22 protein-coding genes and 1 pseudogene are annotated in these 21,059 nt (G+C 67.2%); 10 read left to right on the forward strand and 13 right to left on the reverse strand.

Features of this window, described 5'->3' with window-relative positions; genetic code table 11:
• Positions 1-31: 31 nt before the first annotated feature.
• Positions 32-379, reverse strand: a complete 348-nt coding sequence (locus tag CUJ89_RS26970) for a carboxymuconolactone decarboxylase family protein (protein WP_114180386.1) — start codon at positions 377-379, stop codon at positions 32-34.
• Positions 380-589: 210 nt separating this feature from the next.
• Here CUJ89_RS26970 and CUJ89_RS38650 point away from each other — a divergent pair, with 210 nt between their 5' ends.
• On the forward strand, positions 590-982 hold the full coding sequence (locus tag CUJ89_RS38650; RefSeq protein ID WP_236654973.1) for a hypothetical protein: 393 nt from the start codon (positions 590-592) through the stop codon (positions 980-982).
• A gap of 7 nt (positions 983-989) precedes the next feature.
• On the opposite strand, the pseudogene CUJ89_RS38655 reads toward CUJ89_RS38650, so the two are convergent.
• The 4 genes and pseudogenes from CUJ89_RS38655 to CUJ89_RS26990 all read right to left on the reverse strand — a co-directional run.
• Positions 990-1,160: pseudogene (locus CUJ89_RS38655) on the reverse strand (DUF1924 domain-containing protein); the annotation flags it as partial.
• 275 nt (positions 1,161-1,435) lie between these two features.
• Positions 1,436-3,814 (reverse strand): serine hydrolase, encoded by a 2,379-nt coding sequence (locus tag CUJ89_RS26985; protein ID WP_201752336.1) that lies wholly within the window; start codon positions 3,812-3,814, stop codon positions 1,436-1,438.
• Positions 3,760-3,903: a hypothetical protein gene (locus CUJ89_RS38075; RefSeq protein ID WP_161556562.1), complete on the reverse strand. Its 144-nt coding sequence runs from the start codon at positions 3,901-3,903 to the stop codon at positions 3,760-3,762. The genes CUJ89_RS26985 and CUJ89_RS38075 overlap by 55 nt, the downstream gene beginning before the upstream one ends.
• A gap of 40 nt (positions 3,904-3,943) precedes the next feature.
• The gene (locus tag CUJ89_RS26990) at positions 3,944-4,420 is read right to left on the reverse strand and encodes a carboxypeptidase regulatory-like domain-containing protein (protein ID WP_114180389.1); all 477 of its coding nucleotides are present in this window, start codon (positions 4,418-4,420) and stop codon (positions 3,944-3,946) included.
• A 69-nt stretch (positions 4,421-4,489) separates the two neighbouring features.
• Here CUJ89_RS26990 and CUJ89_RS38350 point away from each other — a divergent pair, with 69 nt between their 5' ends.
• Together CUJ89_RS38350 and CUJ89_RS27000 are read left to right on the forward strand one after the other, a co-directional pair.
• Positions 4,490-4,696 carry a hypothetical protein gene (locus CUJ89_RS38350; RefSeq protein WP_201752426.1) on the forward strand — a complete coding sequence of 69 codons (207 nt, stop codon included), beginning with the start codon at positions 4,490-4,492 and terminating at the stop codon, positions 4,694-4,696.
• 194 nt (positions 4,697-4,890) lie between these two features.
• Positions 4,891-5,388: a lecithin retinol acyltransferase family protein gene (locus CUJ89_RS27000; protein WP_114180391.1), complete on the forward strand. Its 498-nt coding sequence runs from the start codon at positions 4,891-4,893 to the stop codon at positions 5,386-5,388.
• Positions 5,389-5,420: 32 nt separating this feature from the next.
• On the opposite strand, the gene CUJ89_RS27005 is transcribed toward CUJ89_RS27000, so the two are convergent.
• The 4 genes from CUJ89_RS27005 to CUJ89_RS27020 all read right to left on the reverse strand — a co-directional run bounded on the left by CUJ89_RS27005 (position 5,421) and on the right by CUJ89_RS27020 (position 8,766).
• The gene (locus CUJ89_RS27005; RefSeq protein WP_114180392.1) at positions 5,421-5,621 is read right to left on the reverse strand and encodes a hypothetical protein; all 201 of its coding nucleotides are present in this window, start codon (positions 5,619-5,621) and stop codon (positions 5,421-5,423) included.
• A gap of 45 nt (positions 5,622-5,666) precedes the next feature.
• On the reverse strand, positions 5,667-6,923 hold the full coding sequence (locus tag CUJ89_RS27010) for a putative glycoside hydrolase (RefSeq protein ID WP_114180393.1): 1,257 nt from the start codon (positions 6,921-6,923) through the stop codon (positions 5,667-5,669).
• Entirely contained in the window at positions 6,920-7,711 is a 792-nt protein-coding gene (locus CUJ89_RS27015) for a polysaccharide deacetylase family protein (protein ID WP_114180394.1), read from the reverse strand. Before CUJ89_RS27015 ends, CUJ89_RS27010 begins: the two co-directional genes overlap by 4 nt.
• A 119-nt stretch (positions 7,712-7,830) precedes the next feature.
• Positions 7,831-8,766, reverse strand: a complete 936-nt coding sequence (locus CUJ89_RS27020) for a 1-phosphofructokinase family hexose kinase (protein ID WP_114180395.1) — start codon at positions 8,764-8,766, stop codon at positions 7,831-7,833.
• A gap of 233 nt (positions 8,767-8,999) precedes the next feature.
• Here CUJ89_RS27020 and CUJ89_RS27025 point away from each other — a divergent pair, with 233 nt between their 5' ends.
• Positions 9,000-10,796, forward strand: coding sequence for an adenosylcobalamin-dependent ribonucleoside-diphosphate reductase (locus CUJ89_RS27025; RefSeq protein WP_114180396.1), 1,797 nt, complete (start codon positions 9,000-9,002; stop codon positions 10,794-10,796).
• Between the two features lie 52 nt (positions 10,797-10,848).
• On the opposite strand, the gene ftsH is transcribed toward CUJ89_RS27025, so the two are convergent.
• Genes ftsH through CUJ89_RS27040 form a run of 3 tightly spaced genes read right to left on the reverse strand, consistent with a single transcriptional unit; the run spans position 10,849 to position 13,987 of the window.
• Complete coding sequence (gene ftsH, locus CUJ89_RS27030; RefSeq protein ID WP_114180397.1) at positions 10,849-12,756, reverse strand: ATP-dependent zinc metalloprotease FtsH; 1,908 nt, start codon at positions 12,754-12,756, stop codon at positions 10,849-10,851.
• Between the two features lie 33 nt (positions 12,757-12,789).
• Positions 12,790-13,299, reverse strand: coding sequence for a BCAM0308 family protein (locus CUJ89_RS27035; RefSeq protein ID WP_114180398.1), 510 nt, complete (start codon positions 13,297-13,299; stop codon positions 12,790-12,792).
• A gap of 40 nt (positions 13,300-13,339) precedes the next feature.
• Positions 13,340-13,987, reverse strand: coding sequence for a BON domain-containing protein (locus tag CUJ89_RS27040; RefSeq protein WP_114180399.1), 648 nt, complete (start codon positions 13,985-13,987; stop codon positions 13,340-13,342).
• A 256-nt stretch (positions 13,988-14,243) separates the two neighbouring features.
• Here CUJ89_RS27040 and CUJ89_RS27045 point away from each other — a divergent pair, with 256 nt between their 5' ends.
• The 5 genes from CUJ89_RS27045 to CUJ89_RS27065 are packed head-to-tail and all read left to right on the forward strand — an operon-like array spanning position 14,244 to position 18,848.
• Positions 14,244-14,432: a DUF2964 family protein gene (locus CUJ89_RS27045; RefSeq protein WP_114180400.1), complete on the forward strand. Its 189-nt coding sequence runs from the start codon at positions 14,244-14,246 to the stop codon at positions 14,430-14,432.
• A 28-nt stretch (positions 14,433-14,460) separates the two neighbouring features.
• Positions 14,461-15,597, forward strand: coding sequence for an ABC transporter permease (locus CUJ89_RS27050; RefSeq protein WP_114180401.1), 1,137 nt, complete (start codon positions 14,461-14,463; stop codon positions 15,595-15,597).
• Positions 15,594-16,298: an ABC transporter ATP-binding protein gene (locus CUJ89_RS27055; RefSeq protein ID WP_201752412.1), complete on the forward strand. Its 705-nt coding sequence runs from the start codon at positions 15,594-15,596 to the stop codon at positions 16,296-16,298. The genes CUJ89_RS27050 and CUJ89_RS27055 overlap by 4 nt, the downstream gene beginning before the upstream one ends.
• Positions 16,295-17,380 (forward strand): HlyD family secretion protein, encoded by a 1,086-nt coding sequence (locus tag CUJ89_RS27060; protein ID WP_114180403.1) that lies wholly within the window; start codon positions 16,295-16,297, stop codon positions 17,378-17,380. The genes CUJ89_RS27055 and CUJ89_RS27060 overlap by 4 nt, the downstream gene beginning before the upstream one ends.
• Positions 17,358-18,848 (forward strand): efflux transporter outer membrane subunit, encoded by a 1,491-nt coding sequence (locus CUJ89_RS27065; protein ID WP_114180404.1) that lies wholly within the window; start codon positions 17,358-17,360, stop codon positions 18,846-18,848. Before CUJ89_RS27060 ends, CUJ89_RS27065 begins: the two co-directional genes overlap by 23 nt.
• Before the next feature lie 19 nt (positions 18,849-18,867).
• On the opposite strand, the gene CUJ89_RS27070 is transcribed toward CUJ89_RS27065, so the two are convergent.
• Entirely contained in the window at positions 18,868-19,317 is a 450-nt protein-coding gene (locus CUJ89_RS27070; RefSeq protein ID WP_114180405.1) for a hypothetical protein, read from the reverse strand.
• Between the two features lie 278 nt (positions 19,318-19,595).
• Between CUJ89_RS27070 and CUJ89_RS27075 the strand changes: the two genes are divergently transcribed.
• A complete protein-coding gene (locus CUJ89_RS27075; protein ID WP_114180406.1) occupies positions 19,596-20,999 on the forward strand; it encodes an MBL fold metallo-hydrolase RNA specificity domain-containing protein in 1,404 nt (467 codons plus the stop codon).
• Positions 21,000-21,059: the final 60 nt, after the last annotated feature.

Raw genomic sequence — 21,059 nt, forward strand, 5'->3', positions numbered from 1 at the left:
ATGGTGCTCCAGCACGACCGAACATCGACATTTAGATCGAAAGCTCCTCGAACGCCATCAAGGCATGTGCCGCATACATCATCGACGGGCCGCCGCCCATGTAGACGGCGACACCCGCGACGTCCTCGACCTCCTCACGTGTCGCCTTCAATTTGATCAGCGATTGCATATGGAAACCGATACAGTCGTCGCATCGGCATGATATTGCGATGCCTAACGCGATCAGCTCGCGGGTCTTCTTCGTCAGCGCGCCATCTTCGGTACCGGCCGCGCCCAACGCACTGAAGGCGGACACGAGTTCTGGCTGCGATTGCCGAAGCTTGCGCAGTTGCTCGGCGACCTCCGCGGTTCTTTCACGATAGCGCAGTGAATTCGACATGGCTGGGTAACTCCGGAATGAGGGGATCAAGTCGGCGCATCACGCCTTGACACGGTGACGTGGAATGATGCGACGCACGGTTGGCAACAGTGTGATCTCCAGCGTAGTTCGATGGTATTGACGCTCACCACGGCGTACTTGATCTGAGGCAAAGGATCGACCGCCCCTTCTGTGTACGGTGGAGCACATGCAAACGGCTTGGAGACTGTCATGTCCAGAGCGAATACGTTCACCGTTACGTGCTTGCTCGGCGTCGCGATCGCGATGACGGCCTGTTTGGCCGATGCCCAGCCAGGTCAGTCCACTCGTGGTCCCGCCATCGAATCGGGCGGCATGATCTACGGTAGTCAACTGATGACGCCGGTCGAGCGGAATGAATACCATACCCGTATGCGCGGTGCGGCGTCGGACGCCGAGCGCGAGAAAATACGTGACGAGCACCACGCTGAGATGCAGAAACGTGCGAAGGCGCGCGGCATCAAGTTGCCGGATGTTCCCCCCATGAGGGGCATGCATCGGGGGCAAGGCATGGGTATGGGCATGGGTCCGGGCTACATGCATGGCCAGCCTTGCGACCCCGGAAACGGCGCTGCCAGCCAGTAGTTTCCGTCCTTGCCTCATCCGTGAGCCGGGCGGAATTGAACGTGAGAGCGAGCGGCTCGATGGTCTTGCCAGTGACGACGTGCCGACCGGCGCCGGTCGGCGTGCTGCCATGACAGGTCGCGCAATTCCGGTCGCGCCCATGTCGAGACGTGAACAACTGTTGACCTCGCGACGACATTGCGCCCTCGCCTGCCTGCGGCGTGTAGCCGTCCGGCTACTGGTCAGGTGATCGGCATGTGCGCCGGCAATGTTGGCAAACAACACCGCGCCGCAAAGGGCACTGCGGGCAAAGCGCGCGAAATGAACGGATTTCCGCGTCGCGATCCTCCTGATCGATGCGTTTATGTTCGGGCGGATTCCTGACAGTACTAAACGTACTGGCCGTGTGTGCGGCCTGGCGAACGAACACTGCCGGCTGCCCGGCCGATCCGGAATACGCGCGCCGGTGCGAATTCAGTACAGCAGAAACGCCGGGCGCTCGTGCGCGAACGCAGCATCTTGCGCATCGACGACACGTTCGATATCGTCAAGCGACCGCCCCGCTTCCAGCATGTCGGCCACCTCGCGCGAGCCGACCGATGCACGTATCGCATCGATCCGGAACTGCGCCGGATAACGCCGGTGCAGCGCCAGTGCGAGCGCCAGCCCGATCTCGCCCGGCCGCACCGCGCCGGGCGGCCGTTCGATGCGCACCCCTTCGCACAACCTGCCGCGATACGGCCCCTCCGCTGGCACGAAGCGAACCGGCGAGAATGTCGCGTCCAGCTGCATCGCGCGAAGATCGACCGCGAGGATGCGCCCGTCGATCCACGGCGCGCCCACCACGCCGAACGGTGTCTCGGTGCCGCGCCCGACACTGACCGCCGCTCCCTCGATGAGCCCCGTCTCCGGGTACAGCGACAACGCGGCGCCATCGCGCAGGTTCGGCGATGGCGGCACCCGGCCGAGCCCGGTATCGCCGAAGCGCATCGCACGCACGTAATTCGCCATCGGCACCACGGTCAGCGCCGCGCCGATATGCAGGCGGTCGTTGAACAGCCGCGCCAGTTCGCCGAGCGTCATGCCGGGCTGGAGCGGCAACGGGTAATAGCCGGTGAACGTGGCCGGCCCGGCATCGGCCACTGGGCCGCCGAACGTATCGCCGCCCAGCGGGTCCGGGCGGTCGAGCACGAGCACCGGGCGATGCGCGGCGGCGCCGGCCTCGAGCGCGTAACCAAGTGTGGCCAGGTACGTGAAGAAGCGTAAGCCTGCGTCCTGCAGGTCGATCACCAGCACGTCGACGTCGGCGAGCAGCGCGGGCGCGATCCTGCGGCGATCGCCGTAGAGACTGTGAATGACCACACCGGTCGCGGCGTCGATCGTGTCGGCGAACGTCTCGTCGACGTCGGTACCGAGCCCATGCTCGGGCGCGAACAGTGCGACGAGCCGCGCGCCGGGCGCCTGCGCGAGCAAGTCGACCGTTCGCCGGCCGAACCGGTCGAACCCGCTGCGGTTCGTGACGAGCGCAATGCGCTTGCCGGCCACGGCCGCGAAGCCGCTTGCCGCCAGCACGTCGATGCCGGCCAGCACCGGCCCGCGCGACACCGGCAACCGGCCGGCCTGCGCGATGGCCGCCGCCATCGCGGGCACGCGCGTCGCAATCTGTGACGGCGTCACGGGCGCGGCCTCGCTCGATACGATGCCGAGCACGAGCGAGCGCAATGGCATCGCCGTGCCGGCTTCGTCGGGATACAGCCGGCTCGTCAGCACGACCGCAAAGCGGCGCGTCACGGGATCGATCCACAGCGTCGTGCCCGTATAGCCGAAGTGTTGCAGCGCGCCGACCGGCGGCAACCGGTAGCGGTTCGCGACGAGCGGCGGCCCGACCGCCCAGCCTGGCGTGTGCAGGTCGCCTTCCGCATCGAGCGTGGCAGGCGTCTCGAGCGCGGCGACGCCGCGGCGCGCCAGCACGCGCACCGCGCCGAGCGCGCCGCCGTTCAGCAGCATGCGCGCGAAGCGCGCCAGATCGTCCGCACTCGCGAACAGGCCTGCGTTGCCGGCAACGCCGCCCATCGCGGCCGCGACGGGATCGTGGACGCTCCCCCGGAGCAGACGGCCATCGCGAACGGTAGTGGGCGCCACGCGCGCGAACAGCGGCGGCGGTGGCCGGAACGCGGTGCTCGCCATCCCGAGCGGCGCGAACACATGTGCGGCGCACCACGCGTCGAGCGGCCGGTGCGACACGCGCTCGACGATCTCGCCAAGCACCACGTAGTTGACGTCGCTGTAGCGCACCTGTGTGCCGGCCGGCGCGCCGGGTGTCATCGCGACGATGTCGGCCAGCACGGCGGCACGGCTGCGCAGCGCCCGGGACGACGACACACCGGCCGGCAGCCCCGACACATGCGCGAGCAACTGGCGGATCGTGATGCCGGCCTTGCCGTGCGCACCGAACGCGGGCCAGTAGCGCGCGGCCGGCGCGTCGAGGCTCAGCATGCCGCGCTCCGCGAGCTGCATGATTGCGACCGCCGTCGCCACCGGCTTGGTCAGCGACGCGAGATCGAAGATGGTATCGGCCGTCATCGCCTCGACATGTTCACCCGTCACGCGCAGGCCGCGCGCGACGCGCACCCGCACGCCGTCCGCATCGCCCGTCACGACTACCGCGCCGGCAAGATGGCCGTCGGCGATCTCGGCGGCGATCGCCTCGTCGATCACGGCGGCCTGATGCTGCGCCACGGCCGTGTCGGGCTCCGCGTGCGCACCGGCTGACGCAAGCGCGAACAGCAGCGTGCCGGTCAGCGCGGTAGCGCAGCGGGATCGTAGCGATCGAGCGCGTTCCACTGTATCCATTCCTTCGTGCCGGCAGCATCGGCGGTGTCGACCTGCGAGCGGATGTCCACTGCGTCGACGGCGTCAAAATCCGCGATCGGCTGCGGCATCGTCAGTTCGCCCCCTCGCCGGTCCTGACCTAGCGCGCGGCTAGCGGACCGGATGCTGCTGCGATCCGGAACACTCGGCACACAGACGCATTGCGCCGTGCCGTTCAGGGTCGTGCCAGTAAAAGCGCACATCGACGGCCCCCCGTGCCGGTACGACGACGTGCCGAACTTCCTGAACGGCCCTGTCGTGCGCGGACACGGTATATCGCCCCGGCGGCACGCGGGCGAACAGGAACGGGCCGCTCGTGTGCGCGTCGAGAATCGTCGACTTTCCGGACGACAGCGTGACATCGACATCGGAAAGATAATGGCCCCTCTTCGATGCGAACGTGATCCGCAGGTTGTATCGCGGGGCGACATCGCGAAACGCGGTGACCTCGTCCTGACCGATTCCGCCGGTGATATACGCGACACCGTTCCGCTCGATCGGCTCGGGCGACGTTTCAGCCAGCGCGCTCGCACCGACGTTCAGCAAGCAGGTTGCCAGCAGCAGCATCTTCACGGTTCCGGTCCACATCTTCACTCTCCTGATTGAGCACGCATGGCTGCGATGCCGCCCGTCCGATCGTGGAACGTGTCGCGTGCGGTGACGTCGCGCATTCGCGTCGACGACGATGTCAGCGTCGCGCGGAACGTCGATTTCCCGTTGACTCAAGTCAAGTGCGCGCCTGTCGAAGCCGAACGAAGCCGGACGGGCCCCGGCGAAACAGTCATCGCGCCCCATCTGCCCGAGCGGCACGGCAAGCCTGAAAACACGGGGGAAACAGCATCCGGCCGGCGCAATCGTTCGTGACGGCTGTCAGCGGATATTGCACGGCCCGTCGGAAATTTCCGACACGGTGGCCCGACGTCGGACAGCAAGCTCAGGCCACGCTGATTGTCCCGCGCGGCCCCACTACCAATACTGGAGACGTGACAGGATACAACGTGTTTCGCGGCCGGTACGCGGTTCTTCCGCCCCGCTGCCGCAGGACCGAGGAGCTGGCGATGATTGATCCGACCGCAGCGCACGCCGACGACGCCATGCTGGATGGCGAACCGCCGATCGGTGCCCACCTCGTGACCCGCCGCCCCGGCTATGCGCATCACGGGATCTACATTGGCGACGGCAACGTAATTCACTACGCTGGATGGTCACGCCACGCGAGCGGCGGTCCGGTCGAGGTCGTCACCCTGGACGGCTTCCGTGCCGGTTTCGGGCTCGCGGTCATCCGACACGCGCGCACGCTGTACGTTGGAACGGAAGCCGCGCGCCGCGCGGCATCGCGTCTTGGCGAATGCCAATACCGGCTGCTCACGAACAACTGCGAGCACTTCTGCCTGTGGTGCCTGTTCGGTGTCGGGCGGAGCGAGCAGGTCGCGTCGTGTCTGCGCAACCCGGTACACGGCATTGCGGTCGCCGTCATGCTGATGGCGTGCGTTCTGGCCGCGCGATTGCATCCGGCGACGACCGGGCGCGACTGCCTGGCACGGTATATGGCCTAGTATCGATGGCAGGGCCGTCGTTCAATCATTCGTCAACTTGACCGTCGTCCGCGCCCCCCAAAAGACGCCATGCGCACGCCCCACCGTTTCGCCTGCGCGATCGCGATGCGGATCGCGCTGCCCTCGGTACGTCCCCGCCGCAGCAGCGCATTGGCGATATCGATCGCCTTGCCGCGAACCGGCGGCGGCAGATTCCGCATCGAAGGCGGATAACACGCGTCATTCCACGGCATGATCGATTCGACTACTGCACGTTCGTGCCGGTCCGCACCTGCCGCTCAGCGCGGCAAAGCGGCAGGATCGTAGCGATTGCGCGGATTCCACAGCATCCAGCCGTCCGTGCCCGCTGCATCGGCCGCGTCGACCTGTGCGCGGATCTCGTCGGCATCGAACGGCCGGTGATCGAACGCATAGTCGCGAAACGCCTGGAGCCACGGCCGAAACCGGACACCGTCCAGCCCGGTCCGGCGCTTCGCCTCGGCCAGCGACCGCGACACGATCTCGCCCGGATGCTCGGTCGGCTTCCGGCAGCCGGGCAGGCCCCACGTGAAGCCGGACGGATACAGCATCGGTGACACATAGTCGACGACCGGTCCGAGCGCGTCGAGCCGCTGTCCGATCGCGGTGTCGTCGGCGTTCCAGCAGACGTACCCGAAGATGTCGGCCGACATGTAGAGGTTGTACGGTCGCAGCCGTTCGCGCGCACCGGTCAGGAATCCCGAGATCGCCGCGACCCGGTTGGCCTCGGTATTGGGCTCGGCGAACCGGAGGCCGTTGGCGTCGGGAAAGCGCAGGTAGTCGAACTGGATTTCGTCGAAACCCATGCGGGCAGCCTGGTCGGCGACGTCGAAATTGTGTTGCCATGCCGCGCGCGATGCCGGATCGATCCAGCGCTGATGCTCGCGGTCCTGCCAGATCTCGCCGGCTGCATCGCGCACGGCCCACTCGGGATGAGCACGAGCCAGCGGGTCGTCCTTGAACACGACGATGCGGGCAATCAGGTAAAGACCGCGCGCATGGAACGTCCGCAGCAGCTCCGGCAGATCAGGCGGATGAACGATGGCACCGGAGACATTGTTCGCGGCACCGGAGATTTCGCGCGCCAGGCTTCGATATGGCGTCGCGCCGCTGTCGCCCTTCACGTCGATCACGAGCGCGTTGATCGCCGTCTTGTCCTGGAGAGACAGCGCCGCCTCGCGCAGCGTGCGGTCCACGACGCCGTAAGCGGACAGATAGACGGCTTTCGGACGCACCGGCGTCATCCGGATCGTATGCGCGACATCGGCTGGCGCGAGCGTGACTTCGGTTCGCGCGTAGCCCGGCGCACGCACGCTCAGGCGTGTACCCGCCGCGTCGATCTCCAGTGAAAACGCGCCGTCGCGATCCGCGGTCCGGTTCACGCCCGCCGCGTGGCCGATCGCGCCGGCCAGAGGGTGCCCGTTCGTCGCGTCGACGACGGTGATCGTGACGGGCGCCGCCCGGGCCGCGAATCCGGCGAGCGAAACGAGCAGACAGACGATCAGGCGTTCGATCACGGCTTTCCCCCGGCGGTTCTCAGCAATCCGTTCATGCATCGTGTGTCGCAGGCGTCCGTCATCAGATAGCGCGGCAGCGCCACTGCCGGGTCGGTGATACGAACGGGGCGCGCGTCGAGCGTGAATGCCGCGACGTAGCCTTCGCGAGCGGCCAGCTGGTCGGTCTGCGCATCATGGATGCCGAACGGCCAGGCCAGCATCCGGACCGGCTGGCCGGTTTCGGACTCGAGCCGTTCGCGGGACCGGCTCAACTGGAACGACACGAAGCGCTGGTAGTCGTCCGGCGTGAGTCGGGCGCGCTCGGTGCGGAAATTAGGATGCCAGTACGTGTGGGACTCGATGTCGAACACGCCGGACTGCCCGAGCGTGCGCAACTGGTCCCATGTCATCGCATAGCTGGCGTTGGAGATGGCCGACGGATAGATGAACAGCGTGACCGGCATCGGATGGGCGGCCAGCAATGGGCGCAGCACGTCGTAGACGGAGCGATGACCGTCGTCGACAGTGATCGCGACCGCTCGCGCTGGCATGGCATCGGCCTGGCCGTCATGCCAGCGCACGACGTCGGCGAGCGGCACGATGCGGTAGCCGTTCGCCTCGATCGCCTGCAGCTGGTTGCGGAACGTTTCGGTACGCACCGTCATCGAATCCACGCGTGCGGTCGCGAACCGGTGGTAGACCAGGATCAGCACACGCTGCGGTGGAGAATCGACGGTCGCGACGTCGGCGGACGAAACCGGCAGCACACACGACAGCAGGAGCAGACAGACGATCAGGCGAAAGGCCATGGCGGACCTCGTGAAATGACTGCCCCATTTTTCGTGATCGCGGCGCGGCACCCGCTGAGCCAGATCAACGATCGATCGCGCATCAACGAGATGCGTGCACGCGTCCGGCCGCTTGCTCGTCAGCTTGCCTGCGCAACCAGTTCGGCATGAATCCGTTCGACATCGTCGCGTGTGCACAGTGCCGTCCCCGGATGCTCGACCGATGCGGCCGATGCCGCCAGCGCGTAACGGCACGCATCGTCGAACGGCACGCCGCGCGCCAGCGCCCAGACCATGCCGCCGACGAAACTGTCGCCGGCGCCGACCGTGCTGCATACCGCTGCCGGCCTGCCGGGCAGGCGCAGCACGCGATCGCGCGTGACGACCCATGCGCCGCGCGCGCCGAGCGTCAGCGCGACGATATCGGCTTGCCCTCGTGCCACGAGTTCGCTCGCCTTCCGACACGCCGACGTGTCGTCGAGCGGTTCGCCCGCCAGCGCGCTCAGTTCGCCGAGACTGGGCTTCACGAGATGAACGCCGGCCTCGAGGGCCGCTTGCAGCGCCCGGCCCGCCGCGTCGACGACCACCCGGCTGCCCCTTGCCCTGGCCGTCCGCGCGAGCGTCGCATACAGGTCGTCGGGCGCGCCGGGCGGCAGGCTGCCGCTCAGCACGAGATAGCGTGGCGCCGATTGCATGGCATCGATGCGGGCCGCGCAGTCGCGCCACTCGGCCTCTGTGACCAACGGCCCCGGCATCACGAAGCGGTATTCGCAACCGGTCGCGGTCTCGGTCACGCAGACGTTCTCGCGCGTCTCGCCGGCGATCCGGATGCGCACCGCCGGCAGGCGCTCGGCTTCGAGCAGCAGCGTCAATACGTCGCCGGTCGGCCCGCCGGCCAGGTACAGCGCGACGCAGTCGCCGCCGAGCCGGTGAATGGTCCGGGCGACGTTGATCCCGCCGCCGCCGGGGTCGCGCCGCGGCCGTGCGCAGCGCAGCTTGTGCGTATCGACGATGTGCTCGACCGACGTCGCGACATCGACGGCCGGATTCACGGTGACAGTAACGATATCGGACATGGTGCGACGCTCGCAGTCGATGGCAGGCGCGATCCGCCGGCTTGCGCGACGAACGCCGGCGCGGCGCTCCCCGGCAACCGATGCGTGCCGACCGTGGCTCCACCTTACGTTCGACGCCAGTCACGGCGTTGACCACCGTCAAGCCAAGCCGCGAAGGCGCCCGGTTGCGCTCGATCAACGACACGTCCAGGCAGGCTCTTACAGTGAATTATTCATCGTTGCCGAGCCCCGCCATGGACGAGCAGCCACTTTGCACCACCGTGTTCGCCGAACGCTACGCGCAGCCCGGCGAAACGTCTCGCGCGGCCGTCTTCCATCGCGTCGCCCATGCACTGTCGCTCGCCGAACCAGCCGACCTCCGTGCGCCGGTGGCGCGCGCGTTCCTCCTGAACCTGCAGCGCGGCGCGATCGGCGCGGGCCGCATCCTCGCGAATGCCGGCGCGGACAACGGCGGGACGATGGTCAACTGCTTCGTCCATCCGCTCGCGATTCCGGCCGACACCCCCGTGCAGACCGTCGACACGGCGCTCGCGCATGCGCTCGACGACGCACGCGTCACGCTGTCGATGGGCGGCGGCATCGGCTACGACTTCTCGCCGGTGCCGCCCGCCGACGCGTACGAACGACGCCTGTCGTCCGGACGCGGCGCATGCGCGGCGATCGACCGTTTCGATGCGATGTGCCGGGCGCTGCCGTTCACCGGCCCGCGCCACGGCGCGCAAATGGGTGTGCTGCGCTGCGATCATCCGGACCTCGTCGCATTCGTCGCGGCCAAGCGGGGACGCTCGCGCTGGCCGACGTTCAACCTGTCGGTCGGCGTCACGGATGCGTTCATGGAGGCAGTCCTGCACGACCTGCCGTGGGCGCTCGTCCATCACGCACCGCCCGGCTGCGCATCCGGCGCACTGCCCCGGCGGCCGGACGGACGCTACCTTTACGCGACGGTGCCGGCCCGCACGCTCTGGCATGCGATCGTCCACGCTGCGCGCGACAGCGCCGAACCCGGGCTGCTGTTCCTCGACACGATCCGCGACGCGAATCCGCTGCGCGAGCACGAACGGATTGACGCGACGAACCCGTGCGGCGAGCAGCCGCTGCCGTCCTACGGCAGCTGCGTGCTCGGACCGATCGACCTGTCGCGGTTCGTGCTCCACCCGTTCGGTGCAGACGGCAAGCCGCGCTTCGACTTCGCGACGCTCGCTGACGCGGTACGCATCCAGGTCCGCATGCTTGACAACGTGCTCGACCTGACCGCGTGGCCGCTCGCCGCGCACGAACACGAGGCGCGGCGCACGCGCCGCATCGGGGTCGGTGTGACCGGGCTGGGCGACGCGCTGACGATGCTGCGGCTGCGCTACGACAGCGCGGAAGCGCGCGCGTTTGCACGCGGGATCGTGCTGACGATGCGCGAGCATGCGTTTGCCGCATCGGCCGCGCTTGCCGCCGAGCGCGGCGTGTTTCCGGCCTACGACCCGGCCGCCTATCTGGCCAGCCCCGCGCGCCGCATGCTCCTGCCGCTGAAGGTACATCACGCGATCGCGCGGCACGGGCTGCGCAACAGCCATCTGCTGTCGTTCGCGCCGGCCGGCAGCGTGAGCCTCGCGTTCTGCGACAACTGTTCGAACGGGATCGAGCCGGCCGTCGGCTGGACGCAGCGTCGCATGGTCCGCACCGCGGACGGGCGGGTCCGGCCGTTTCGTGCGGAGAATCACGCTTACCGGCTGTTTCGCGAACTGCATGGCGATAGCGTCAAGCTGCCGGGCTATTTCGTCACAGCTGCCGATATCGCGCCGGCCGATCATGTCGCGATGCTCGCGGCCCTGCAGCCGTGCGTCGACGCCGGCATCTCGAAGACCGTGACGATGCCTGGTCAGTGTTCGCTCGCGGAGGTCGACGCGCTATTCTTCCAGGCCTGGCGCGACGGGCTCAAGGGAATCACGGTTTTCCGGCCCGATCCGCGGCTCGCGTCGGTCGTGACCGATGACGAAGCGCACGCGCGGCGCGACGGCCCGGTCTGCATCGGCTGTTGAGCGACCCGACGGCTGGCGGCAAGCGTCTGGCGCGATACCGGCAATCGCTCTTTCAGTCGGAGGCGCTCGCGGTCGTTTCCGTGTCGGTTTCCGCCGGCCGGGGCGCCTCGCCGGCATCGTCCGGCGGCGTGATGAGCGCCACCAGCATGTCGTGATCGATCGATTCGTGCTGCAGCAAGCTGCGCGCGATCCGTTCGAGCGCATCGCGGTGCTCGCCGAGCGTCAACGTGACCCGCGCATGCGCATCCTGGAGCAGCGCACGCACCTCTTCGTCGATCAGTTGCGCCGTGTGCTCGCTGCAGTGGCCATCGCCCGGCGTCCACACGCCCGGCGCCCCGCCCTGGATGGCGCCATCGTCGAGCGTCGCCAGACCGACCTTCTCGCTCATCCCGTACTGCATCACCATGTGACGCGCCAGCGCGGTCGCCCGTTCGAGATCGTTCTGCGCGCCGGTCGAGACGTCGCCGAACACGATTTCCTCGGCCACCCGCCCGCCGAGCAACACGTCGAGCCGGTCGAGCAGTTCGCTCCTGCGCAGCACATAGCGGTCCTCGGTCGGCACCTGCTGCGTGTAACCAAGCGCCGCGATCCCACGCGGAATGATCGATACCTTCTTCACGGGATCGCAGTGCGCGCGGCTTTGCGCAACGAGCGCGTGCCCCGATTCGTGGTACGCGATGGTCCGCTTCTCCTGTTCGTTCATCACGCGGCTCTTGCGCTCCATGCCCGTCATCGCACGATCGATGGCCTCGTCGAAATCGGCCATTCCGATCGCAGGCTTGCCAAGTTCGGCCGCATGCAGCGCGGCTTCGTTGACGACGTTCGCGAGATCGGCGCCGACGAAGCCTGGCGTGCGCTGCGCCAGTTCGGCCAGGTCAACTTCTGGGGCAAGCTTCACGCGCTTCGTGTGCACGGCCAGGATCTGCTTTCGTCCGGTCAGGTCCGGCCGGTCGATCGCGATGTGCCGGTCGAAACGCCCGGGGCGCAGCAGTGCGGGATCCAGGATCTCCGGCCGGTTGGTCGCGGCCATGATGATGACGCCCGAATTGGCCTGAAAGCCGTCCATCTCGACGAGCAGCTGGTTGAGCGTCTGCTCGCGCTCGTCGTTGCCCGACATCAAACCGACGCCGCGTGCCTTGCCGAGCGCATCGAGCTCGTCGATGAACACGATGCACGGCGCACTCTGCTGGGCCTGCTCGAAGAGATCGCGCACGCGCGCCGCGCCGACGCCGACGAACATCTCGACGAACGCCGAGCCGCTGATCGAGAAGAACGGCACGGCCGCCTCGCCAGCCACCGCGCGCGCGAGCAACGTCTTGCCGGTACCGGGCGCCCCGACGATCAGCACGCCCTTCGGAATCTTGCCGCCGAGCCGCTGATAGCGTTCTGGACTGCGCAGGAATGCGACGATCTGCTGCAACTCGGCCTTCGCCTCGTCGATGCCCGCGATGTCGTCGAACGTGATGCCGGTTTCCTGCTGCACATAGACGCGGGCCTGGCTCTTGCCCATGCCGCTCAGGTCCCGGATCCCGCCCGGCCTGCGCATCATGAAATTCCAGAGCAGGACGAGCATGATCACGGGAAACACCCACGTCGCCAGCGTCTCGATCCAGCCCGAATCCGGCATCCCGCGATAGCGGATGCCGGCGGCCGTCAGATCGGCAACCAGATGGTCGTCGGCTACCCGGTTCGTCGTGAAGCGCCACGGCGCGCCGGCCTTCGTCACGGCCTGCGCGTCGGAGGCCTGCAGCGGCGCGGCGGCTTCGGGCATGCGCAGCACGCCCGAGATGGACGCCTGCCCGATCTCGAGATCGTCGACGAGCCGCGCGTCGACCAGACGGTGAAAGTCGCTGTACGAAATCGATGTCGTCGCCGGCCGGGCCGATAGCAGTTGAAATGCGATCAGCACGGCGAAGGCGATCGGGATCAGCAGCCCGGAGTAGTCGAATGACTTTTTCATGGGATCGAGCCTGCAGGACGGGAAAATGCCCGCTCATGCAGCGTCGCGCTTCCATTCCGCTCGCAGCACGTTTTCGCTGTCGCGATAGTTGAGCGCGAGATCGCCGTGGTGCGCGTGCAGCAACGCCTCACCCAGGCGTCGCACCATGTGCACGCCCGTGGTCCGAACGATGAGCGCATCGCGGGATTTCTCGATCTCCATGATGCGTTCGAGCGCGTGTTCGCTCGTCTCCAGATCAGCCTGTCGCTCGAGCAGGTCGAGGATCATCGACCGGTGTGCGCGCAGGTAGTCGCCACGCAATACCAGCTCGCCTGCCGGTGCGTTTTCCCGCATGCGCTTGCAGGCCGGGCATTCGAGCTGCCGCCGGTCGAGCGGGGTCGCGTACCAGGTCCAGCGGCCCTCGTCGCAGACGGCGCCGCAGCCTTCGCAGATCCGGTCGCCCTTCGGCCGCTTCGGATCGCGATAGCTGTCCTTCGTATGCGGTTGCATGCGCTTGTCGCGGCGCAGGAAATTTCGGCCGGGGACGGAATTAGAACGGTTCATCGCTGCTTCTCCCTGATAGTGGACCGTGTAGGCACGCCGGTCAGGCAACGGTCAGCCGGTCGACGACCTCGCGAACACCCCTGACCGACCCCGCCGCGCCGCACGCGGCACGCCTTTCCGCCAGCGATGCGACCGTGCCCGTCAACGTGACAATGCCGTCGGTTGCCTCGATCGAAATCCCCGCGGATTCGCGCTGCGCGCGACGGGCGAGCGCTTCGGCAATCCGGGTTCCGACGTCCGGCACCGTATGGTCGGTACGCACCTGGATGCGATTCGCCACGCCGACGACGCCGATCATCCGGCTCACCATCGCTTCCGCCGCACGGCTCTGGAACGCATGATCGACTTCGCCGTCGAGCGTCACACAGCCGTGATCGACCTCGACGCGAATCTTGTGATCGCGTAACGCCTCCTGCCAGCCGAGCGCGAACGTGATCGCGATCGCCAACTCCTGGTCCGCGCAGGCATTCTCCGGCGGGGCAACGTTCAGCTCAAGCACTAGCGCCCGCGCGTCCGCGACATGCAGTGTCGTCTTCTGCGCCTCGAGTTTCTGGGCCCAGCTGTCGACCGTGCCGCGCAACGTGACGATCCGGTCGCGTACGTCGACGTCGATCCGGCGCGCATCGATCGCCGGATTCCAGAACAGCGCTTGCTCGACATCCTGCTTGAGTGCTGCATCGGACTTCATGTCGGTCTCCCGTCGGCCCGTGTCGATCGCAAGGTTTGCGACCGCATGCGTGCCGCACCGGATTCAGCATCACGCACGGCGACGCCGGCGGCTTGACGAGGATCAATCAACACCGGGCTTGCCGCCGCGGTCGTCGGGCGTGCGACGGCCGAATTTGTCCGTTGATACAGATCAACCGTGCGGCAGAGCGCCACGCGATCATGACGCCAGACGCTGCGAAAGCCGTGGCAACACGAACGCTTCCCGGGAGCCCGTCATGATCCGAAAGCAATACCGAATCGTTCTTGCGACGCTAAGCGTGTTCATCGCGCTTGCCTCGCTGTTCGGCATCGTGCACGGGATGCTGTCCGATGAGCGGGTTTTCAGGTACTCGATCGTCACGCTGATCTCGAGCATCCTCGCGTTCGTCGCGTTGCTGAACCCCACTCCGGGCGACCGTCCGTGACACGCCCGGCCCCGTTGCAGTCGACATCATGAACGGCATCCTCAAGCTTGCGTTCAAGCTGCTCGTCAACGACAGCGCGAAGTTCACCGCGCTGACCGTCGGCATCACGTTCTCGGTGCTGCTAATGATCGAGATGACCTCGCTGTTCGCCGGGATCCTGAACAAATCGTCGGCGTCCGTCATCAATATCGGCGCGAAGGTCTGGGTGATGGACCCGGCCGTGAAGACGATCGCGAACAGCATCGGCATGCCCGACTACGTGCTCGATGCCGTGCGCAGCATCGATGGCGTCAAGTACGCGGTGCCGCTCTATTCGGGCGCCGCACTCGTCAAGCTGCGCTCCGGCACCTACCAGGCGGTGACGGTCGTCGGCCTCGACGACGCCAGCCTGCTCGGCCGCCCGACGATGCTGCAGGGTCGGATCGAGGACATCTACGCGGAAAACGGGTTCATTGCGATCGACGACACCGAGTTTCGCAAGCTCGAGCATCCGTCCGTCGGCACCGATTTCGAGCTGAACGATCATCGCGGCGTCATCGTCGGCATCGCGAAGGTTGCCGCGAGCGGGCTGTTCGGCACGCCGACGCTCTACACCACGTACGCGCGCGCGATCCGCTACATTCCGTCGCCGCGCTTCACGACCTCATACATCCTCGTCGAGCCAAAGTCGGATGCGGACATCGCGCACATCAAGGCCGTCGTGAAGTCGCTCGGGTATCTCGCGTATACGCGCGACGAATTCATCGCGCAGATCGCGCGCTTCTACAAGTACGAGACGGGGCTCGGCACCAACATCATGCTGATGACGATCATCAGCTTCATCATCGGACTGTCGATTTCCGGTCAGACGTTCTACGCCTTCATCCTCGAAAACCTCGACAAGTTCGGCGCGCTGAAGGCGATCGGCGCGAAAAGCCGCGAACTCGTCACGATGATTCTTTTCCAGGCGACGTTCACCGCGCTGACGGGATACGGAATCGGCGTCGGCCTGTGCGTGCTGATGATCAGTCTCGCGAAGCTGCAGATTCCCGATTACGCGGCGCTCATCACGTTCGGCAACCTGTCGCTCGCGTTCGGGATGGTGGTCGTGATCGCGACGCTATCGAGCTATCTCGGAGTGAGACGCGTGCTGCGCATCGAACCGTTCGACATCTTCCGGGGCTGACGATGTCGAACATCGCGATCGATGCACGCGGCGTCAGCAAATGGTTCGGCGACGGCGAAGCGCGCACGCAGGCCCTGTGCGACGTGTCGATGCAAGCCAGCTTCGGCGAGATGCTGCTGATCGTCGGACCGTCCGGCAGCGGCAAGACGACGCTGCTCAGCGTGATCTCGGGGATCCTGCGGCCGGAATCCGGCTCGGTGTCGATTGACGGCGTCGATCTATGGGCGCAGCCGAACGACGCGATCGCCGATTTCCGGCTGAACCGGATCGGCTTCGTGTTTCAGGACTACCACCTGTTCCCGAGGCTCACGACCGCGGAGAACGTTGCAATCCCGCTGATCCTGAAACGCCGGCCATGGGACGAAGCCGTGAAAGAGGCGCTCGACTATCTCGACGTCGTCGGCCTCCGGAATCGTGCGCACCTGCCGCCCGTCAAGCTGTCCGGCGGCGAACAGCAACGCGTGGCGATCGCGCGCGCGATCGTCAGCAAGCCCGATCTGCTGATCCTCGACGAACCGACCGCGTCGCTCGATGGCGACACGGGGCGAATGATCATCGACTTCGTCAAGCACAAGGTGCTGAGCGACACGCGCTGCATCGTGATCGTCACGCACGACGCGCGGATCTTCGAGTACGCGGATCGCATCCTGCGGATGGAAGACGGCAAGCTGAACGGCATCGACCGCAGAGGTGCGCGATGAAACACAGGCTCGTGTTCGCGGCGGCCCTGCTCGGCTTCCTGGCGAGTCTCGTCGCCGCGTGGGTTTACAGCCGTCAGGAGCCACCGCAGCCGCCGGTGTTCAAGCCGGCCGCCAATCCGTACGTGCGCGGCGTCTATGCGAACGGCATCGTCGAAAGCGAGCAGCCGGCCGGCGCCAACGTGAACGTCTATCCGGACGTATCGGGCGCGGTGACGCGCATCCTCGTGCACGACGGCGATCCGGTGAAGGCCGGCGACCCGCTGCTGACGATCGACGACTCGGTGCAACGCGCAACGGCCGCCCAGCTCGCGGCACAGGCCGACGCGGCAGCCGCCCTGCTCGACGAGCTGAAGGCGCAGCCGCGCCGGGAGGTGCTGGACGTGGCCGGCGCGCAGACGACGGCCGCCCAGGCAAGCCTGAAGCTGGCACAGGATCAGTACGACAAGCAGCGGCGCGCGTACGACATCGACCCGAAGGCCGTCAGCCGCGATGCGCTCGACACGGCCGCGAACGCCGTGCGCGTCGCGGCGGCCAACCTGGATGTAACAACGCGGCAGTATCGTCTGACGAAAGCCGGCGCGTGGCGCTACGACGTGCGCAACCAGGAGGCGCAAGCCATCGCGTTGCGGCGCGCGGCCGACGCGGCTGCCGCACTGCTCGCCCGCTACACGCTGCACGCGCCGGCGGACGGCACCGTACTGGCAATGAACGCGGCCGTCGGGTCGTACCTGACTTCGCAGGGACTCTACGACACCTATACCCAGGGTAACGCACCCGTCGCGGTGCTCGGCACGCCGGTCGACCGCCTGCAGGTGCGCTGCTACATCGACGAAATCCTGATCCACCAGCTGCCCGATCTGCATGCGTTGAAAGCGCATATGTTCGTGCGCGGCACGTCGGTCGAGGCCGACCTTCAGTTCGTCCGCGTGCAGCCGTACGTCACGCCGAAGATCGAACTGTCCGACCAGCGCACCGAACGCGTCGACGTGCGCGTGCTGCCGGTGATTTTCCGTATCGTGCCGAACAGGAATGTGCGGCTGTTCCCCGGGCAGATCGTCGATGTCTACGTTGCAGGCAAATAACCTGGCCCGTCGCGGGCATGCGCTGGGCCATGCAACGGGCGCGCTGGCGATCGCCACGCTGCTCGCCGGGTGCATGGTCGGGCCCGACTTCGTCTGTCCGCCCGCGCCGCGCGTCGCGCGCTTCGTGCCGACCGACGAACCGGGCATGGCATCCGGCGCGTGGACCGTTGGCGATCACACGCAGGCCTTGTCGGCCGGTACGACACTGACACGCGACTGGTGGACGCGCTTCGGCAGCCGCGACATCGACTCGACCGTCGGCGACGCACTGACCGGCAGTCCGACGCTCGATCTCGCCGAGGCGACGCTGCGGCGCAGCGAACACGCGCTGCGGGCCGGCCAGGGGATCTTCTTTCCGCAGGCGGATGCACAGGCCGGCGCGGCACGTCAACGCTATGCGCCGCTGCGCACCGGCCAGGCCCTGCCGGCGTCGATCTTCAACCTGTTCACGCTGTCGGCAACGGTCAGCTACACGCTCGACCTGTGGGGCGGCGAACGGCGTCAGGTCGAAGCGCTGGCGGCCGACGTCGACGCGCAGCGCCAGGCGTTGGCGGGCGCTTACCTGATGTTGACCGCCAACGTCGTCAATACGATGATCGCGCGCGCGGCCTATCGCGACGAGGCCGCCGCAACGCGCGAAATGGTCGGCCTGCTCGACGAGCAGATTCGCCTGACGCACGCGCAGGTGACGGCCGGCGCGGCGGCCTACGTCGCGGTGCTGACGCTGGAATCGCAGCGGGCATCGCTCGAGGCGACGCTGCCGGCGCTCGACCAGAAGCGCACGCAGGCCGACGATCTACTCGCGCTGCTGACCGGCCGCTACCCGGTCGACTGGCGCACGCCCGACCTGTCGCTCAACAGGATCGAATTGCCCGCCAGCCTGCCGGATACGGCGCCGTCGTCGCTGGTGCGCCGCCGGCCCGACATCCTGCAAGCGGAAGCGCAGTTGCACGTGGCCAGCGCACAGGTCGGCGTCGCGACGGCCGCGCTCTATCCGAACGTCACGCTGTCCGCGTCGGGCGGGTTCGACAGTATCGTCGCCGGCAAGCTGTTCGCGCCGGCCGGCCGCGCGTGGAGTGTCGGCGCCGGACTCACCGCGCCGCTCTTTCACGGCGGCACGCTATGGCACCAGCGGCGCGCGGCGCAGGACGCGTATGACGAAGCCGACGCATCCTATCGGCAGGTCGTCCTGTCGGCGCTCTCGCAGGTGGCCGACACGTTGCGTGCGCTCGCGAACGATGCGACGGCGCTCGACGCGCAGGCACGCGCGATGGCGGCGGCCCGCGATGCACTGAAGCTCACGCAGGCCGGCTATGACGCGGGGATCGCCGGCTACGTCCAATTGCTCGTCGCCGACGTGCAATATCATCAGGCGCGTATTGCCTGGCTGCAGGCGGTCGCGCAGCGGCTGCAGGACACGGTCGCGTTCTATGTTGCGCTCGGCGGCGGCTGGGGCGACGCGGGCTGAAACGTCGTGGCGCGGGCGTTCAGCCCGATTGCGTCACGATGTCGGGCCGCTGCCAAGGCGGCAGCTCCGCCCAGCCGAGCGGGCCGTAGACGGTGCCGCCGGCGGCCTCGATCGTCTCGACGAATGCGCCGAGCGTCGCCCCGGCCGGAACGGCCAGCGTCATCGCATCGACGAAATCCTCGCTGCGCAGCCACGGCGCCGCGCCGCGGTTGATCTGCTCGACGCTCCACGCATGCCCATGTCGCCCGGCCTCGGGCGGCAACAGACGCGGCGCGTCGAACGCAACCCGCAGCAGTTGGGCGCGCGAATCGCTGTACGGCGGCTTCGCAACGTCCTGGTAGGGCACGTCCGCCCAGCTCTCGCCGCATTGCAGATCGAGCGGCAAGCACGTAAACCACGCCCATGGCGTGCGGACGAAGCACAGTCGGTAGCAGGTCCGGGCACCGTCCAGATTGGCAATCAACGTCATGATGTGTTCGTCCCGAAAGCGTCGTGATGCCGCCGCGCATGACGCGCATGGCATGCGCGGATAGCGGGGTCAAGACACTGCATCCGCGCACAGGGCCACTATCGTGCTGCCGCCCAGCCCAGGGGTTGATTGACGTCAAACCTCCAGAACGGCACCCTGCTTGCGAACCTCGCCCGACCGGAAAAGGGATGCGGCAATCCCTGATTTCCATCAACCATCGTACGCGCGTTCGCGATGTAATCGACTCACTGCTCCCTCGACTCCCAGTGAGACGATCCATGAAACTGACATTTCTCGGTGCGACCGAAACCGTGACCGGCTCGAAGTATCTGGTCGAGCATGGCAACCGGCGCGTTCTGGTCGATTGCGGCCTGTTCCAGGGCACGAAAAATCTGCGGCTGCGCAACTGGGCCCCGTTGCCGCTTGCACCCGACACGCTGGACGCGGTCGTTCTCACCCACGCGCATATCGACCATACCGGCTATCTTCCAGTACTGGTGCGCGAAGGGTATCGCGGGCCGGTGTACTGCACGGCGGCGACGGCCGAACTCTGCGACATCATGTTGCGCGACAGCGCGCGGCTGCAGGAGGAAGAAGCCGACTTCGCGAACCGGCACGGTTACTCGAAGCATCATCCGGCGCAACCGCTCTACACGGTGGACGACGCGCAGCGCGCGCTGCGCCTGCTGACGCCCGTCGCGTTCGACGAGTGCACCTCGCTGGGCGGCGGCCTGTCGTTCCGTCTGCTGCCGGCCGGGCATATTCTCGGCGCGGCGAGCGTCGTGATGCACTGGAATCACAAGGTGCTCGCGTTCTCGGGCGATCTCGGCCGGTATCACGACCCGATCATGCACCCGCCGCTGCCGCCCGCTCATGCGGACTACCTGGTCGTCGAATCGACGTACGGCGACCGCTTGCATCCGGTCTCGGATCCCGAGAGCGAGCTGGCCTCGGTGTTCGAAAAGACCTTCGCGCGGGGCGGAGTCGTCGTGATGCCCTGCTTTACCGTCGGCCGCGCGCAGGAAATTCTGCACTACATCGCACGCCTGAAAGCGTCCGGCCGCATGGCGCGCGTCCCAGTGTTTCTCGACAGCCCGATGGCGACGGACGTGACCGAGATCTATCGCCACCATATCCTCGAACACCGCCTGACCCTTTCCGAGGCGAACGCGCTCGGCCACGCGGCAACGATGATCCGATCGGTCGACCAGTCAAAGGCGATTGCCGAACACCAAGGGCCGATGGTCATCATCGCCGGAAGCGGCATGGCGACGGGCGGACGCGTGCTGCATCACCTGAGCCGCTACGCGCCCGATGCGCGCAACACGATCGCCCTGGTCGGCTACCAGGCCGCCGGCACGCGCGGCGCGGCGCTGGCCGCACACGAGCCGACGCTGAAGATTCACGGCGAGTACGTCCGCGTGCGCGCACAGATCGAGTCGATCACGACACTCTCCGCGCATGCCGACTACGAAGAGATTCTCAAGTGGCTCGGCACGATGCAGCGCGCCCCCGTGCGGACCTTCATCACGCACGGCGAACCGGCCGCGGCCGATGCATTGCGGCGGCGCATCTCGGAGAGGCTGCATTGGCCGTGCGAAGTGCCGACCTACGCACAGCGCGTCGATCTCGACGAGGTCGAGTCCGGCGACATGCATGAGCCGGTCGCGCTTTCATCCTGACGGCCGCGCCAGTGGACGCAGGCCGGGCGCGGCGAGAACCGAACATCGTATGTCGGCTCC

The sequence above is a fragment of the Burkholderia pyrrocinia genome, assembly GCF_003330765.1.
GTDB lineage: Bacteria > Pseudomonadota > Gammaproteobacteria > Burkholderiales > Burkholderiaceae > Burkholderia > Burkholderia pyrrocinia_B.

Bases quoted from the DNA above. Each gene is read 5' to 3' on its own strand.
- CUJ89_RS26970 (WP_114180386.1), bottom strand. From the start codon at position 379: ATGTCGAATTCACTGCGCTATCGTGAAAGAACCGCGGAGGTCGCCGAG.
- CUJ89_RS38650 (WP_236654973.1), top strand. From the start codon at position 590: ATGTCCAGAGCGAATACGTTCACCGTTACGTGCTTGCTCGGCGTCGCG.
- CUJ89_RS26985 (WP_201752336.1), bottom strand. From the start codon at position 3,814: ATGGATACAGTGGAACGCGCTCGATCGCTACGATCCCGCTGCGCTACC.
- CUJ89_RS38075 (WP_161556562.1), bottom strand. From the start codon at position 3,903: ATGCCGCAGCCGATCGCGGATTTTGACGCCGTCGACGCAGTGGACATC.
- CUJ89_RS26990 (WP_114180389.1), bottom strand. From the start codon at position 4,420: ATGTGGACCGGAACCGTGAAGATGCTGCTGCTGGCAACCTGCTTGCTG.
- CUJ89_RS27000 (WP_114180391.1), top strand. From the start codon at position 4,891: ATGATTGATCCGACCGCAGCGCACGCCGACGACGCCATGCTGGATGGC.
- CUJ89_RS27005 (WP_114180392.1), bottom strand. From the start codon at position 5,621: ATGCCGTGGAATGACGCGTGTTATCCGCCTTCGATGCGGAATCTGCCG.
- CUJ89_RS27015 (WP_114180394.1), bottom strand. From the start codon at position 7,711: ATGGCCTTTCGCCTGATCGTCTGTCTGCTCCTGCTGTCGTGTGTGCTG.
- CUJ89_RS27020 (WP_114180395.1), bottom strand. From the start codon at position 8,766: ATGTCCGATATCGTTACTGTCACCGTGAATCCGGCCGTCGATGTCGCG.
- CUJ89_RS27025 (WP_114180396.1), top strand. From the start codon at position 9,000: ATGGACGAGCAGCCACTTTGCACCACCGTGTTCGCCGAACGCTACGCG.
- ftsH (WP_114180397.1), bottom strand. From the start codon at position 12,756: ATGAAAAAGTCATTCGACTACTCCGGGCTGCTGATCCCGATCGCCTTC.
- CUJ89_RS27035 (WP_114180398.1), bottom strand. From the start codon at position 13,299: ATGAACCGTTCTAATTCCGTCCCCGGCCGAAATTTCCTGCGCCGCGAC.
- CUJ89_RS27040 (WP_114180399.1), bottom strand. From the start codon at position 13,987: ATGAAGTCCGATGCAGCACTCAAGCAGGATGTCGAGCAAGCGCTGTTC.
- CUJ89_RS27045 (WP_114180400.1), top strand. From the start codon at position 14,244: ATGATCCGAAAGCAATACCGAATCGTTCTTGCGACGCTAAGCGTGTTC.
- CUJ89_RS27050 (WP_114180401.1), top strand. From the start codon at position 14,461: ATGAACGGCATCCTCAAGCTTGCGTTCAAGCTGCTCGTCAACGACAGC.
- CUJ89_RS27060 (WP_114180403.1), top strand. From the start codon at position 16,295: ATGAAACACAGGCTCGTGTTCGCGGCGGCCCTGCTCGGCTTCCTGGCG.
- CUJ89_RS27065 (WP_114180404.1), top strand. From the start codon at position 17,358: ATGTCTACGTTGCAGGCAAATAACCTGGCCCGTCGCGGGCATGCGCTG.
- CUJ89_RS27070 (WP_114180405.1), bottom strand. From the start codon at position 19,317: ATGACGTTGATTGCCAATCTGGACGGTGCCCGGACCTGCTACCGACTG.
- CUJ89_RS27075 (WP_114180406.1), top strand. From the start codon at position 19,596: ATGAAACTGACATTTCTCGGTGCGACCGAAACCGTGACCGGCTCGAAG.